Source organism: Pseudomonas sp. Pseusp18 (assembly GCF_059506005.1).
This window is the reverse complement of the sequence record NZ_CP169240.1, coordinates 3,075,783-3,091,592: the sequence shown is the minus strand read 5'-3', so window position 1 is coordinate 3,091,592 and position 15,810 is coordinate 3,075,783. Positions and strand designations below refer to the sequence as shown.

The 15,810-nt window shown below is 59.2% G+C and carries 12 protein-coding genes; 11 read left to right on the top strand and 1 reads right to left on the bottom strand.

Annotation, left to right across the window (positions count from 1 at the left end):
- Positions 1-200: 200 nt before the first annotated feature.
- The 9 genes from ACEN9A_RS13920 (at position 201) to ACEN9A_RS13880 (ending at position 10,717) form a co-directional block, all read left to right on the top strand.
- On the top strand, positions 201-1,289 hold the full coding sequence (locus tag ACEN9A_RS13920; protein WP_019578877.1) for a polyamine ABC transporter substrate-binding protein: 1,089 nt from the start codon (positions 201-203) through the stop codon (positions 1,287-1,289).
- The gene (locus tag ACEN9A_RS13915; RefSeq protein WP_258674053.1) at positions 1,286-2,587 is read left to right on the top strand and encodes an NAD(P)/FAD-dependent oxidoreductase; all 1,302 of its coding nucleotides are present in this window, start codon (positions 1,286-1,288) and stop codon (positions 2,585-2,587) included. Before ACEN9A_RS13920 ends, ACEN9A_RS13915 begins: the two co-directional genes overlap by 4 nt.
- Before the next feature lie 230 nt (positions 2,588-2,817).
- Positions 2,818-3,414 carry a paraquat-inducible protein A gene (locus ACEN9A_RS13910; RefSeq protein WP_019578875.1) on the top strand — a complete coding sequence of 199 codons (597 nt, stop codon included), beginning with the start codon at positions 2,818-2,820 and terminating at the stop codon, positions 3,412-3,414.
- On the top strand, positions 3,411-4,079 hold the full coding sequence (locus ACEN9A_RS13905; RefSeq protein ID WP_019649695.1) for a paraquat-inducible protein A: 669 nt from the start codon (positions 3,411-3,413) through the stop codon (positions 4,077-4,079). Before ACEN9A_RS13910 ends, ACEN9A_RS13905 begins: the two co-directional genes overlap by 4 nt.
- Entirely contained in the window at positions 4,060-5,715 is a 1,656-nt protein-coding gene (locus ACEN9A_RS13900; RefSeq protein ID WP_258674052.1) for a PqiB family protein, read from the top strand. Before ACEN9A_RS13905 ends, ACEN9A_RS13900 begins: the two co-directional genes overlap by 20 nt.
- A gap of 16 nt (positions 5,716-5,731) precedes the next feature.
- Positions 5,732-6,286 (top strand): PqiC family protein, encoded by a 555-nt coding sequence (locus ACEN9A_RS13895; protein ID WP_019649693.1) that lies wholly within the window; start codon positions 5,732-5,734, stop codon positions 6,284-6,286.
- Between the two features lie 287 nt (positions 6,287-6,573).
- Positions 6,574-7,254, top strand: a complete 681-nt coding sequence (pmrG, locus tag ACEN9A_RS13890) for a lipopolysaccharide core heptose(II)-phosphate phosphatase PmrG (RefSeq protein ID WP_258674051.1) — start codon at positions 6,574-6,576, stop codon at positions 7,252-7,254.
- A gap of 187 nt (positions 7,255-7,441) precedes the next feature.
- Positions 7,442-9,163: a lipid IV(A) 4-amino-4-deoxy-L-arabinosyltransferase gene (arnT, locus tag ACEN9A_RS13885; RefSeq protein ID WP_258674050.1), complete on the top strand. Its 1,722-nt coding sequence runs from the start codon at positions 7,442-7,444 to the stop codon at positions 9,161-9,163.
- A 27-nt stretch (positions 9,164-9,190) separates the two neighbouring features.
- Positions 9,191-10,717 carry an ArnT family glycosyltransferase gene (locus ACEN9A_RS13880; RefSeq protein ID WP_258674049.1) on the top strand — a complete coding sequence of 509 codons (1,527 nt, stop codon included), beginning with the start codon at positions 9,191-9,193 and terminating at the stop codon, positions 10,715-10,717.
- A 6-nt stretch (positions 10,718-10,723) separates the two neighbouring features.
- On the opposite strand, the gene secF is transcribed toward ACEN9A_RS13880, so the two are convergent.
- The gene (gene secF / locus ACEN9A_RS13875; protein WP_258674048.1) at positions 10,724-13,297 is read right to left on the bottom strand and encodes a protein translocase subunit SecF; all 2,574 of its coding nucleotides are present in this window, start codon (positions 13,295-13,297) and stop codon (positions 10,724-10,726) included.
- Between the two features lie 188 nt (positions 13,298-13,485).
- Between secF and ACEN9A_RS13870 the strand changes: the two genes are divergently transcribed.
- Both ACEN9A_RS13870 and ACEN9A_RS13865 read left to right on the top strand, forming a co-directional pair.
- Positions 13,486-14,151 carry a response regulator transcription factor gene (locus tag ACEN9A_RS13870; RefSeq protein WP_258674046.1) on the top strand — a complete coding sequence of 222 codons (666 nt, stop codon included), beginning with the start codon at positions 13,486-13,488 and terminating at the stop codon, positions 14,149-14,151.
- On the top strand, positions 14,141-15,556 hold the full coding sequence (locus ACEN9A_RS13865; RefSeq protein WP_258674045.1) for a sensor histidine kinase: 1,416 nt from the start codon (positions 14,141-14,143) through the stop codon (positions 15,554-15,556). The genes ACEN9A_RS13870 and ACEN9A_RS13865 overlap by 11 nt, the downstream gene beginning before the upstream one ends.
- Positions 15,557-15,810: the final 254 nt, after the last annotated feature.

Here is a 15,810-nt window from a genome sequence, read left to right as displayed (position 1 = left end):
AATCCTCTGTGGGAGCGGGCTTGTGTGGCGAGGGGGCTTGCCCCCGTTGGGGTGCGAAGCACCCCTAACAACGGTCACCACGATCTTGAATTTAGAAAGTGATGACTGGTTTTACGACTGCTTCGCAGTCGAACGGGGGCAAGCCCCCTCGCCACATAAGCCCGATCCCACAAAGACGAATAATTCAAAGAGGTGTCGATATGCGTCTATTGAAATCCGTGGTTCCGGTCGCGCTGGCGGTATTGTTCAGCGCCGGGGCACAGGCTCAGCCGAGCGTCAGCGTCTACAACTGGACCGATTACATCGGCGAGACCACCCTCGCCGACTTCCAGGCAAAAACCGGGATCAAGGTGATCTACGACGTATTCGATTCCAACGAAACCCTGGAAGGCAAACTGCTCGCCGGCCGCACCGGGTATGACGTGGTGGTGCCGTCCAACCACTTTCTCGCGCGCCAGGTGAAGGCCGGCGCGTTCCTCAAACTGGATCGCTCGCAGCTGCCCAACTTCAAAAACCTCGACCCGAAACTACTGACGCTGCTGGAGAAAAACGATCCGCAGAACGCGCATTCCGTGCCGTATCTGTGGGGCACCAACGGCATCGGCTACAACGTCGACAAGGTCAAGCAAGTGCTGGGCATTGATCACATCGATTCCTGGGCCGTGTTTTTCGAACCCGAGAACCTGAAGAAACTCAGCCAGTGTGGCGTGTCGATGATGGACTCGGCTGATGAAGTATTCCCGGCAGTCCTCAACTACATGGGCATGGACCCACGCAGCGAAAACCCTGAGGACTTTAAAAAAGCCGAAGCCAAACTCTTGAGCATCCGGCCTTATATCACCTATTTCCACTCCTCCAAGTACGTCTCGGACCTGGCCAACGGCGACATCTGCGTGGCCTTCGGTTACTCCGGCGACGTGTTCCAGGCGGCCAATCGCGCCAAGGAAGCGAAGAACGGCGTGAACATCGCCTACTCGATCCCCAAGGAAGGCAGCAACCTGTGGTTCGACCTGCTGGCAATTCCCGCCGACGCCAGCAACCCGAAAGAGGCCCACGCCTTCATCAATAACCTGCTGGACCCGCAAGTGATCGCCAAGGTCAGCGCCTCGGTGGGCTATGCCAATCCGAACCCGGCGGCCAAGGCCTACATGGATGCTGAGTTGGTCAATAATCCTGAGGTCTATCCTCCTCAGGATGTCCTCGACAAACTCTACATCTCCACCACCCCGCCCCAGGCGATCATGCGTCTGATGACCCGTTCCTGGAGCAAAGTGAAGTCCAACCAATGAATCAGCATGACAAGCAACATGCCCGCTCCTATTACGCGGCATCGGCCAATGGCATGGCACCCTACCCTACGCTGGATTCGGACCTTGAAGCCGATGTCTGCGTGATCGGTGGCGGGTTCACCGGCGTCAACACCGCGATCGAACTGGCGCAGCGCGGGCTCTCGGTGATTCTGCTGGAGGGCCGGCGAATCGGCTGGGGCGCCAGCGGTCGTAATGGCGGGCAGTTGATCCGTGGCATTGGCCATGACGTCAGTGGGTTCGCCCGTTATGTCGGCGAGGAAGGCGTGCGTTATCTGGAGCGTGCGGGCATCGAGTCCGTGGAGCTGGTGGGCAATCGCATCCGTGAACATGGCATCGATTGCGACCTGCGCTGGGGCTTCTGCGAACTGGCCAATACCCCGGCGCAGTTCGCTGCGTTCAAGGCTGAGCTGCAAAGCCTCGCCGAGTTGGAGTACGCCCATGAAACCCGACTGGTCGGCCCCGAGCAGATCCGCCAGCAAGTGGTGGGCTCGGACCTTTATGCCGGCGGCCTGATCGACATGGGTTCTGGGCACTTGCATCCGCTGAATCTGGTGCTCGGCGAAGCGCAACTGGCGCAATCCCTCGGGGTACGGATTTTCGAGCAGAGCCCGGTGCTGGAGTTGGTCCACGGCAGCACCGTGCAGGTTCGCTGCGCCGGCGGTACAGTGCGCGCCGGCAGCCTGGTGCTGGCCTGTAACGCACATCTGGAAGAACTCGAACCGCGCCTGAGCGGTAAGGTGCTGCCGGCGGGCAGTTACATCATCGCCACCGAACCGTTGGCACCCGACGTGGCCGCGCAATTGATTCCGCAAAACCTGGCGCTGTGCGACCAGAAAGTCGGCCTCGACTACTACCGGCTCTCGGCGGATCGACGTCTGTTGTTCGGCGGTGCCTGCCATTATTCCGGGCGCGACCCCGTGGACATCGGCGCCTATATGCGGCCGAAAATGCTCAAGGTCTTCCCGCAATTGGCGGATGTGCGCATCGACTATCAATGGGGCGGCAGGATCGGCATCACCGCCAACCGTTTCCCCCAGGCCGGCCGCCTGAGCCAGTACCCGAACGTGTTCTACGCCCAGGGTTATTCCGGCCATGGCCTGAACGTGACCCACTGGTGCGCCCGGTTGCTGGCCGAAGCGATTCAGGCCGGCCACAGCCAGGGGCTGGACGTGTTCAGCGCCGTGCCGCACATGACCTTTCCCGGCGGACGAGCCTTGCGCTCACCGCTGCTGGCGCTTGGCATGTTCTGGTATCGCCTGCGTGAATTACTTGGCTGAACTGTGGCGAGGGGGCTTGCCCCCGTTGGGTCGCGAAGCGACCCCAAAACCTGCCATCGCATTCATGCAGGCATACCGGTTGACGACTGCGCAGCCGAACGGGGGCAAGCCCCCTCGCCACAAGTCGCATCCGGGTTATCCCTGGAGTAGCCTTTAGATTTGCTCAATCGCAAGTCACTTCTATATTGAAGGAGTGCTCTGACTCTTCTGCCTTCCGGCGAGTGCGGCCCATGGCGACGACTGCTCCATTGATCATCTGCGAGCACTGCGACTGCGTGTATGAAAAAGTCACGCTCGCCAAACATCAAAAGGCCCTGTGTACCCGTTGCGGCGGTGTGCTTGCGCGTTACAACGGCTTGTCGGTGCAGCAACGCCTGGCGCTGAGCTTCACGGCGGCAGTGCTGTGGACTTTCTCGAATTTCTACCCGGTCATGACCATCAGCCTCAAGGGCATGAAGAACAGCGCGACGCTGTGGGATTCGGTGGTGGCGCTGAGCCAGGGGCCGATCACTTTCATTGCGTTGGTGGCGGCGATTTCCATCATCATCGCGCCGATGTTCCAGCTGCTCCTGTTGATCTGGGTATTGAGCTTCGCCCTTACCTCCCGACGTTCACCTGGCTTCAAGCTGTGCATGCGCTGGCTGGAAACCCTCAGGCCCTGGAGCATGCTGGAAGTCTGCTTGCTGGGGGCGATGGTCGCGGTGTTCAAACTCGCCGGGTTGCTGGATGTGCTGCCGGGTATCGGCATGTTTGCCCTGGCGGTCCTCAGCCTGTTGCTGATCCGCATCGCCGGGCGCGATGTACGTGATCTGTGGGACACCCTATGAACAGGCCTCCGCTCGCCAGCGAACTCAACCTCTGCCTGTGCCACAGTTGTGGCATGGCCTGCGACATGACCGATCAACCTCACGAATGCGAACGCTGCGGCGCGCCGTTGCATGCCCGCAAACCTGACTCTCTGACCCGGACATGGGCCTACCTGCTGGCCTCACTGGTGTTTTATATCCCGGCCAATCTGCTGCCGGTAATGAACACCAGTCTGTTCGGCAACGGCTCCGACAGCACCATCATGAGCGGTGTGCTGGAGTTCTGGGCACACGGTGCATGGGACATTGCGCTGATCATTTTCATTGCCAGCATCGCGGTGCCGGGCATCAAGTTCGTGGCTCTCTCCCTGCTGCTGATCACGGTGCAACGCGGCAGCTTCTGGGCGCGCAAGGAACGTTCGAGGCTTTACCGTTTTGTCGAGCTGATCGGCTACTGGTCGATGCTCGACGTAATTGTCGTTGCGCTGGTGGCGGCATTGGTGAAATTCCAGGCTTTGGGCGATATCGAACCGCGCCCGGGCATTCTGTTCTTTGGTCTGGTGGTGGTGTTCACCATGCTGTCGGCGATGAGTTTCGACCCGCGACTGATCTGGGATAAAGAACGGGATCAAGAGCCGGAAAACCCACAAGATGAGGAGCGCATGGATGAAGTCCCAAGCCACTGACGGTCCGCACGCCCCTGGCCAGGCCGCGATCAAGACTCGTCGCTTCAGCGTTTCGCTGGTATGGATCGTGCCGATCGTAGCGGTGTTGGTGGGGATTTCCCTGGTGGTGCACAGCTGGCTGCAGGAAGGCCCGACCATCACCATCACGTTCAAGACCGGTAGCGGCCTGGTGGCCAACAAGACCGAGGTCAAATACCGCAATGTGGTCATCGGCCGCGTCTCGGAGGTGAAACTGAGCGGCGACCAGAAACGCGTCGACGCCACGATCCAGCTCGACAAACAGGCTGAAAGCTTTACTCGTGCAGACTCGCCATTCTGGGTTGTGCGGCCGCGCATCGGTGCCGGTGGCGTTTCGGGCATCGATACCTTGCTGTCGGGCGACTACATTGGTGCCGACATCGGCCAGGCCGATGCCCGTTCCAAACACTTCACCGGGCTGGAAAACCCGCCGCCCATTACCTATGGCGAGCCGGGCAAACGCTTCATGTTGCACACTCAGGACCTCGGCTCGCTGGACATCGGCTCCCCCGTCTACTACCGCAAGATCCCCGTCGGGCAAGTGGTGGCGTATGAACTGGATGCCGACGGCAAAGGGGTGAACATCGAAATCTTCGTGCATGCACCCAACGACGCCTATGTCACCGAAAATACCCGGTTCTGGAACGCCAGCGGTATTGATGTGAATGTCGGCGCCAACGGTTTTGCGGTGAAGACCGAGTCCCTGTCGGCCCTGTTGGTGGGCGGCATCGCGTTTCGCGCGCCGGAATACAGCCCCAACGATCAAGTGGCAGCGGAGGATAATGCCTTCGACCTGTTCGAGGATGAGCATACCGCCCTCGCCCCGCCCAACGGCAAGGCGCAGTACCTGAGCTTGCGTTTCGATCAGGCATTGCGCGGGCTCAAGGTCGATGCACCGGTGGAATTCCTCGGCATGGAGATCGGCCGGGTGGTAGCGGTCAATCTGGATTTCGACGTGAAGAACCGCAGCTTCCCGGTTAACGTCGGCATCGTGATCTACCCGCAACGCCTCGGTAAGGCTCATCTCAAATTGCTCGAGGCCTTGAAGCATGACCCCAACGATGAAGCCGCCAGCGTGCGCCTGATCGGCTCCTTCATCGAAAACGGCCTGCGAGCCCAGGCCCGTAACGGCAATCTGTTGACTGGCCAGCTGTACATCGCGCTCGACTTTTACCCCAAAGCAGAGAAAGTTGCGTTCGATCCAACCGCCCGTCCCGTCGTTATTCCCACCATTCCCGGAAGCCTTGAGCAGTTGCAGGAAAAACTCGAGAGCATGGTCAACAAGATCAACCAGCTGCCCATCGAACGCATAGCCGGCAACCTCGACAGCAACCTCGTCGAACTGCGCAAAGGCCTCGCACAATTCAACGCCAAGACCCTGCCCGGCGTGCAAACCACCCTGTCGGACGTCAGCAAGACCTTGCAATCGGCCAGTTCGACCCTCGCCGAAGATTCGCCGCAACGGGAACAACTGAGCCAGACCCTGGACGAACTTGGACGCATGTCGCGCTCGTTGCGTGAACTTTCGGACTACATGGGACGGCATCCGGAATCGCTGATTCGCGGCCGCCCCGACAATGCCCCGCCGATGGATCTGCAAGGGCCACCGCGCAACTGACCACAGGAGCTACCCCATGGCATTTTCGCTGAAGATCACGCTGGTCACTGCGTTGTTACTACTCGCCGCTTGCCGCAGTGATCCGATTCAATTCCACACCCTGACCCCGGCTCAACCGAGCGGTGCAAGCGGCGGCGCGGACATCCAGATCGAAAGCATCACCGTGCCGCCCCAGGTCGACCGTCCGCAGATCGTCATTCGTCAAGGCAACGCCGGCCTGGCAATCCTCGAAACACAATGGTGGGGCGCAAGCCTGTCGGAAGAACTGCGCAGTGCCCTGGTCGATCAACTGGTCAACAGTAACCCGCAGCGCAAAGTGTCGTTGCGCCTGGAAGTTCAGCGTTTTGATTCGATACCCGGCCAGTACGCATTGATCGACGTCAAATGGCGCCTGCGCAAACTCGGCGAAGGCGACGCTGCACTGGTCACCTGCCGCAGCACCTTGCAGACGCCTTCCGGCACGAGTATCGATGAGTTGGTGGTGGCTCATCAGAACAATGTGAAGCGCTTGGCCGCCACCATCAGCCAGGCTACCGCAGGCACATCGAAAAGCTGCCCGGCAACTAAATGACAGTCGTCAGGCGCCTTCCAGTTCAATGGTGAAACAACTGCCGTTGGGCTGAAGGCTGCTGTGTACCACACGCCAATTCTGATGGGGCACTGCACGTGGTGTTCAAGACAAGCGTTGCAACAACCAACTAAAAAAATACTGAAATTTTTATACGCAAATTTTTCACATCCCTTTCACCACTCCGACACCTGCCTTGAACTAGTGTCTTTCCATGGCCCTTCAAGCGTTGTTACGCAGGGTTGTATTTGAAAGTTGTTCTCTATTGCGTACCGACGGGTAAACAAAACATGGTTGATCATGTATCGCGCAAACAGCCAGCGGCACGAATCGTTACATCGCGGCTCGGCAAACTGGCCGCGGCAACGGCCGCTCTGGTTATCGCGGCACTCGTCACGGGGTTTGTCTGGTGGCCCAGATCGCCGATCAACCTGGCGACCGCCGGGTCCGAAGCGACCAACAGCCTGGTCGATCGCTGGCAAGCCGGTGAAGTGGTGGTACTGGTTCGCCATGCGGAACGCTGCGACCAGTCCAGCAATCCGTGCCTTGGCCCCGCCGACGGCATTACCCGAGTCGGCAGCGAAGCCGCCACAGCCGTGGGCCAAGGCTTTATGCAGTTGGGCATGACCCAAACCGATGTGCTGAGCAGCCCAGCCACCCGCACGGCACAAACCTCGCGCTACATGTTCGGTAAAGACGCGGCGACCCAGGAATGGCTGGTCAGTTGCGGCAAAACCCTGCGTAACGATGTGGTGGCGCACAAGCAAGCCCATCGGAATCTGGTGCTGGTCACGCACAGCGGTTGCATCAGCGACTTCGAAGCCCAGACCGGTTTCGAGCACGCGACGACCAGTAAGTATGGCAGTGCCTTGTTCGTGCAAATTGCCGCCGACGGGCAACCCCAGGTACTCGGCATTGTGAATGCCACTGACTGGCAGACGCTGTTGCACGGCAAAGCCTTGAAACAATAATCGCGGCAAAAAAAGTCGAAGCCGAGAAAGCGTTTTTGCTCGGGCAGACTATAACTAGTCCGTAACCCTTAGATGGCTGACGCAACTTCTGTAGTCCACATCACTATTGTGTTGCTTTATGTAAGAAGTTCCGCTAGTGCACGCATGCACCTAGCGGAGCAACATCCTTCTGCGCCAAGGTCGAGTCATGACGTCCAATAACTTGTTGCCCCACCCCGACGGCTCTTTATTGCGCGGCACCGCGCGTGCGCTGCCCATCACCGAACGCTGGATCGTGCCCGGCTTGCTGCTGGCCTACGTGGTTTTCTACCTGCTGCCGCTAGTCACCCATGGTCTATGGATTCCCGATGAAACCCGTTATGGCCAGATCAGTCAGGAAATGCTGCTGAGCGGTAACTGGGTGTCCCCGCACTTCATGGGTATCCGCTACTTCGAGAAACCCATCGCCGGTTACTGGATGATCGCCATCGGTCAAGCGGTGTTTGGCGACAACCTGTTTGGTGTGCGTATCGCTTCGGCGCTGAGCACCGGGCTGAGCGTCTGGCTGACTTACCTGATTGCTCGCCGATTCTGGAATGACCCGGGCAAGAGTTTTATCTGCGCCTTGCTCTACATGAGCTTCGGCCTGATCGCCGGACAAGCCGGATACGCCAACCTCGATCCGCAATTCACGCTCTGGGTCAACTTGAGCCTGGTCGCGTTGTGGTTTGCCATCGATAGCCATTCCTCCCGCGGCAAACTCGGCGCTTGGGCGCTGTTGGGTTTTGCCTGTGGCATGGGCTTCATGACCAAGGGCTTTCTCGCCTGGTTATTGCCGGTGTTGATCGCCCTGCCCTACATGATTTGGCAGCGACGCCTGGGCGAGCTGTTGCGCTACGGACCTCTGGCGGTGGTCGTGGCGGCGGTGGTCTGCCTGCCGTGGGTGCTCGCCATTCACCATCAGGAACCGGATTTCTGGCGGTTCTTCTTCTGGCACGAACACATTCGCCGTTTCGCTGCCGATAACGCGCAACATGCTCGCCCGTGGTGGTTCTATCTGCCGCTGCTGGTCGCTTCGAGCCTGCCGTGGGCCGCCTTGTTGCCGACGACGTTGGTTCAGGCCTGGCAGCAAAAGCGCCAGCCCGTGATCGGTTTTCTGTTGCTCTGGATGCTGTTGCCCCTGGCGTTCTTCAGCTCGAGTAGCGGCAAACTGCCGACCTACATCATGCCGTGCCTGTTGCCTTTGGCGTTGCTGATGGGACACACAGTGATGGAGCTGTTGAATCAGGGGCGAGGCCGGATCCTTCGCATCAACGGCGTGATCAACGTCGTCATCGCCACCAGCGCCCTGATCGCCCTGCTTTATCTGCAAGCCACCAAGGAAGTCTACGTAAACACCGAGATGTTCACCCTGTCCCTGGCGTTCATCGTGTTGCTCGGCTGGATCATCACCAACGCCTTGCAGGTGCTGCGTCCATTGATGTTCTGGGCAATGCCGGCACTCGGCATCTGGCTGCTGGTAGCGTTGTTGCCGGCTGCGATGCCGGCACAGATCGTCAATAGCCAAATGCCTGACCAGTTCATCGCCGAGCATCTGGATGCCTTGAGTCAGACGACATCGTTGCTCAGCAACGATCTGGGTGCGGCGTCAGCTTTGTCGTGGCGACTGAAGCGGCCACAGGTCGATCTTTACAACACTATCGGCGAGCTGAAATATGGCCTCGATGATCCCGCCATGGCGTCACGTAAAGTCACCATGGACAACGTCGGGCAATGGATGACCGAGGCCCGCAAAAAAGGCGCGGTCGGTGTGGTGATGCGGGTTAACAGCGTCGTGGAAATGCAGGAAGTCGAGATGTTGCCCATCGATGGCAAGCGTTATCAGCGCGGCCAACTGGAGATTCTGATATTCCCGCAGAGCCAACCCTGACGCCGTTCTTCCTACAGGAAACCCGCCATGAACCTTCGGGCTAGTGACAGGGGCGCGTTGGCGCTCCTGCTCGGCGCCTCTGCGCTGATTTTGTTGTTGGGTCTGGGCACGCGGGAGTTATGGGGGCCGGAAACCCGCTGGGCCAACATCGCGCTGCAAATGCTGCAGAGCGGTGACTATTTCGATCCCTACCTCAAGGGCGGGCCGTATTACGACAAACCGCTGCCCTCCTACTGGCTGATCACGGCCACCGCGTGGCTGACCGGCGGTTTGGGACACTGGTCATTACGCTTGTCCTCGGTGGTTGCTGCCTGGCTGAGCGTCTGGCTGGTGTACTTGATCGGCGAGCAGCTGATGCGCAAAGGCACCGGGTTGATTGCCGGCTGGATGCTGGCGACCACCTTCTATTTCGTGTTCTGGGCACGGGTCGCCACCGCCGACATCCTCACCGTCTGCGGTGTTCTGGCGGCGGTCTGGTGGTATTGGCGCGGGCCGCAAGACACGCGTTTCAGCCGTTACCTGGTGTTTTTCCTGCTGTTGTCCCTGACCTCATTGTTCAAAGGCCTGATCGGCTTCATTCTGCCGGGCTTGCTGCTGTTACCGCATGTGGTGCAGGACGGTCGCTGGAAAAGCCACCTCAATCTGCGGCTGTGCGCAGCCCTGGTCATCGCCGGGGCGTTTTACATGACGCCATTCATATTGTCGCACCTCTACGGCGCGCCGACTTATGGCGAAAGTGGCCTGGGCCTGGTGCTGCGGGAAAACGTCGTGCGGTTTTTCCAGCCCTTCGACAACATCGGACCGATCTACACCTATCTGATTTACCTCCCGGTCTACACCCTGCCATGGGCGCCTTGCTGGATGCTGGGGTTGTGGTTTGCGCTGCGCCACTGGCGCAGCGTCGAACCCAATACGCGCTGGCTGGTTTGGGGGTTGGGTCTGTTGATGCTGTTTTTCACGGCCAGCGGCAGTCGACGCAGTTACTACGTGTTGCCCCTGGTGCCCTTCGCCCAGTTGCTGGGCGCCTGGTGGATCACCCGGCGAATGGCCGAACGCAATGCCACAGACAGGTTCGGTAGTCGCCGATTGAAAATCGGTTTCGGCCTGACCGCTGTGTTGTTGATGGCGATACTCGGTGTGTTCTATCCCTGGACCAACGGCGGTGGCGGCGTGGTTCAGTTCGGTGAGACGGTCAGGCTTGAGGCCAGCAAACGCGCACCGCTCAATACATGGCGCATGGTGATGATCGAGGTGGACAACAAAGTGCCGATGTACCTGCAAACCGGCGGCGCCCCCTTCTATTATGTGCAGCAAACCCAGGACTTTCCTCGCACCGGCGATACCGCCGCGCTGATGACCTGGCTGGACAACACCAGCGGCCAGCACTGGGACCCGCAACGCACCATCGTTATCACCCAGTACCGCAACGGTGATGCAGTACCGCTGGACTACCTGAGTGCCGACCATCAGGTCATCACCACCACGCCCAACAACGGCGAGCGCATATTCCACGGCCGTGAAGACCAGAGCGTGGCGTTTATACCCCGGGGCTAATAAATGTCAGTGCACGCTTTTGCTGTCGATCTTTGTCGCCAGGTTGCTCAGTGCCTCGGTACACGCCGCCAGATCCGGCGACCCGGTTCTGACTTGCTTCAACGCCCGGTCCAGGGACTTGTCGATGGAGGTCCAGCCTTCAGGATCAATCGGTCGCAGCTTTTCCTCGTTTTGGTCCCAAGTGCTTTCCAGGTCGGTGATCCTGGCCCGTGCGCCTTTCATGTCGCCACTGCCGAGCAGTTTTTCGGTGTCGGTAATGATGACCTTCAGGTAGGACAAGTCGCCCATCGACCCCGCGGAAGGTGCCGCTACAGGAATGGCGGCACTGCTCTGCTGGCTATCAAGCTTGGCCAGCAGGGTTTTCAGGGCGTCGGCACAGGCTTTCGGGTCCGGTTTGCCGGAGCGCAATTGGGACAGCGCACGGTCGATCGATTTGTCGACCGACGTCCAGGATGCCGGCGCCTTCGGCTGCAAGGTTTCTTCGGCCTGATCCCAGGCGGTTTCCAGATCGGTGATGCGAGCCTTGGCTGCCTTCAGGTCGCCGGCGTCCACTAAACGGGCAGTGTCTACGGTAATCTTCCGGAAACTCGACAAATCGCCAAGGGAACCGGTCACCGTCGAGGCGCTCACCGTCGTTTTACCGGCCGTTGCCTGAGCCGGCACCCAGAACCACCCACCGACGCCGACCGTGCAGACGAACAGCAGCGCCCCCAGGAACGGCGTGGACGCCAGATGCGGGACACGCTTGGGGCTGAGGTTCAATGTTGAACCAACCTTCGCCACCCGAAAGCTTCGCCGAGAAAGCGTCAGCCAGATAGCGCTGGACATGAAAATCGACGACACCGCGCCGGATATCAGACCCAGCACCAGAGCCAGCGAGAACATCTGCAACGGTTCGCAGGCAAACAGATACAGGCAGGTCGACGCCATCACCACTGTCAGCACGGTGTACAGCGAACGCCTCAGGGTCTGGCTGATGCTCAGGTTGATCAGGCTCCACAAGGCCAGCGCATCCACCGGCGGGGACTTTTTCACGTTTTCGACAATGCGTCCGAAGATCACGATCTTGTCGTTCAGTGAATAGCCGATGATCGTCAGCAATGCCGCGATGTAAGTGACGTCGATCTCGAACTTGAACAGCGAGAAGATCGCCGAAACGATGAGGATGTCCTGAACGATCGGCAGCAAGGTTGCCAAGGCGATGGCCCAGGAGAAACGCAGGCCGATATAGATCGCGATGCTGGCGAATGCCGCAATCACCGCATAAATGGCCCGAGTGGCAAAATCCCGTGCAACGCCCGGGTCTGCGGTGTTTTCCTCATACTCTACGGTCTGATACTTACCCTTGAACGCAGTAATGATCTGCTTAAGATCAGCGGGCTTGAGCACTTCATCGAAGCGTACGGCGATGTGCTGATTCTGTGCACCGCCCACGGCCACGGTGGCCGGGATGGTGCCCGCCCCGGTCATGATTTGCGTGGCGGTTTCCTGAGTGATCGCACGGTCGACGTCGATGTCCAGCGCAGTGCCGGCGGTAAAATCGATGTCCAGGTTCAGGCCGTGAGCGCGGTAATACAGCGAGCCGGAAACGATGGTCAGCAACGAGACCACAATCGCCGTTTTACCCAGGCCCACGAAGTTGAAACGGCGCGCCTTGGTGGCGCGCGGCTTGCCCTTGCCAATCAACCAGCACTGGTTGACCCACTGGGTATCGACCAGCCACAGCATCAGCTGGCGAATCAGCAAGAAGTTAGTGGCGACACTGATCACGATGCTCACCAGCATGGTCAGCGCAAATCCTTGAATCGGTCCGATGCCGGCCGCGAACAAGGCAATCATCGCCAGCGCGGTCACCAGGTTTGCATCACGTATCGTCGGCAGCGAGCCTTTGAAACCGTTATCCACGGCTTCGCGCAGAGACCGGCCAAGGTCGATTTCCTCGCGAATACGTTCCAGGCAAATGATGCTCGCATCCGCCGCCATGCCTATACCCAGCACAAACGCCACCACCGCCGACAGCGACAAGGTGGCACCCGAGGCGGTGAACACAATCAGCAATAGCCACAGGTAGACCAGCGTACAAAACGCGGCGATCAAACCGGCGGTGCGGTACAGCCCCACCAGCAACAGGAAAATACAGGCGATGCCGATCAAACCAGCCTGAACGGTTTCCGCCAGCGCGGTTTTGCCGAGTACGCTGCCGACGGTCTGGGTGTATTTCTCAGTCAGCTGCGTGGGCAACCCCTGCGAACTTCCGAGCAGCGAGCGTGATTCTTCGGCGGACGTCAGGCCTGCCAGTTTCACCCGAATATGGTTGGCGCCCTCGACCCGGATGTCCGGCTCGGTAATACCGATGCTGTCGGCGCGTTTACTCAGGATCGCGACCGTCTGCAACAGGTCATCCTTGGCGAGCAGGGTTTTGCCCGGTGCCGGATTCACAACGTAATAAATCTCGTAACCACCGCGAAATTCCAGCCCGAAGCGCACATGAGTGGCCAGGCTGGAAAATGTCGCGGCCACCAGACAGGCCAGAAGCCCCGTCAGGAGGATGAACGACAAGCGTCGACTGGAAAGGCTCATGGAAGAAATCCAGATAAGGGACTGAAAAGCGAATCGAAGCCCAAGGGCTTGTTCACCACTGCCGGGCAGTCTAAAGAAGCGAAAGTGAACCGCTTGTTAACGAAGTCGTATGGCTGTGCGACGGCTTGCCAGCGCGTGCCGGACATGCAATGAATGCACGCCTGCGATGCCTGATCAGGAAGCGAGCGATGAAGGTTCTGGTGGCCGAAGACAATGCCCTGCTGGGTAACAGCATCAAGCGCGGGCTTGAGGAAGCAGGCTGGGTAGTGGATCTGGCCAGGGACGGAAAAGAGGCCTTGTACTATGCCGATGCCAGTGAGTATGACGTGTTGGTGCTGGACTGGATGCTGCCGCAGATATCGGGTCTGGACGTACTCAACGTGCTGCGCGGCAAGGGCAACGAAGTGCCTGTGATCATGGTCACGGCCAGAAGCGAGGTGGTGGATCGGGTGCAGGGCCTGGATCGCGGCGCCGACGATTATCTGACCAAACCTTTCGAAATGATCGAGCTGGTGTCGCGGCTCAATGCCCTCTATCGACGCTCGATCGCCCGTGGCTCGAAATCGCTGACACTGGGCAATCTGAACATCGAACTCGACACCTTGCGGGTCAGCATCGGCGACCGTCCGCTGGAGCTCACGGGCATGGAATACGATCTGCTGGTGGCACTGGCCGGCAAGGCGAATCAATTGCAGACCCGCACGGTGTTGCTGGGTCTGCTCTACCCTTTCGACAGCGAGCCGGACAGCAACAGCCTGGACGTGCTGCTCAATCGCCTGCGACGCAAGTTGGCTGGGGCCGACGTCGAGATTGAAACCGTTCGCGGCAAAGGGTTGATCCTTCGTGTGGCGTAACCTGGCACTGAACATCAAAATCGCACTCACGCTGTTCGTGGTTCAGGCGTGTGTGTTGCTCGTCGGCTATGTGTGGCTGAGTCATTGGGTGCAAACCACCCGGCTCGATGAACTGCGGCACCATCTTGATACCCAGTCGGACGTCATCGAGTCGCTGATCAGCGTCGAAAACGCACAGTTGGTCTATCAGCGCCAGGGTGAATTCGCCTCGGAACTGGATCACGATCACGACCTGTATTTTGATTTGTCATCGATATCGGGCGAGATGCTGCAAGAGTCCTGGGGGCCAACGCCGTCAATGCGCAAAGCGCTTCGCGAGGCCATGAGTCAGGTTCGCGCGGGCGACGAAGAGACGTTCCTGTTCGATGTCGGTCACGAGAAATGGATCGCACAGATGGGCGACCTTGAGCGCGCCGGCCCCGAAGGCCCGCTGAAAGCCAGGCTGCTGGTGGCCACCAACGCGCAACCGGTGCTCAATGCGGTCGACGCCTTCAAACGGGTGGTGGCGCTGGCCGCGATAGGGATATTGCTGTTGACGACGCTTGGCAGTTTTATCGTGGTGTCGCTCTCCACCCGCAACCTTCGCCATTTCGCTCGACAACTGCGCACCTTGAAGCCGCCGGAATTCACCCGCCGGGTGGTATTCGAGGCGCACTCGGCGGAAGAAAAACTGCTGTTCGACAGCTACGCGCAAATGGAAGCGGCGGTTCAGGAGGTGCTGGAACATCAACGGCTGTTTATCGCCAACGCCTCCCATGAACTGAAGACGCCGATTGCTGCCGTGACCTCTGCGCTGGAGGTCATTCTGGCGCGGCCACGGCACGCCGAAGATTACGCCCAGACCTGTCGTGATGTGCTGGCCGAAATGCAGGTGCTCAAGCGCCTGTCTCTCGGCCTGTTGGACCTTGCGCAACTGGAGGGCACCACCGAGATTGCCGGGCAGGCAAGCGGGTTGAATGACAATGCGCTCAATGCCGTTGAGCGTTGGCGCAAGGCCGCCGAACTCAAAGGTCTCAGTCTCTCCCTGCATCTGCTGGAGGATTATCAGGCCCAAGTCGCCGGAGGACCGGAACAGTGGGAAGTGGTGTTTGGCAACCTGCTGGACAACGCCATCAAGTACACCCCGGCCGGCGGCGCCGTCGACGTCAGGCTGGACGAACCACCGGGTGGCGGTTTGATCATCCGGATCACCGATAACGGTGCAGGCATGTCCGCACAAGAAGTCCGGCAATTGGGGCAAGTGTTTTTCCGTGCCGACGCCGCACGGTCGCAACCATCGTCGTTCGGACTTGGATTTGCCCACTGCAAGCGGATTGTCGAAAGACTGGGTGGACATCTGACGGTTCAAAGTACGCCGCAGACAGGGACGCGCGTGACCATTGCCATGATGCGTTATAAGCCTTGAGCCCCGCGTCACCTCAGACCAGGCCAAAGTTCAGCCAAGAGGCCCAAGGCCACACTCCGATCGAAGATATCGTTTGAAAGTTGCCCACCACCGTGTCGGCTCAAGTTTTCCGCCGACAGTGAAATGACATCTATTTACGATTTTTTGACGTTTTTTTCTCATTTGGCGCTCTACATTCGCGGCGACTCAAACATGCAAATGATTCGCATTGTTCCAATAATGAATCCGCGCGTGTTGACTAAAAAAACAGGAGC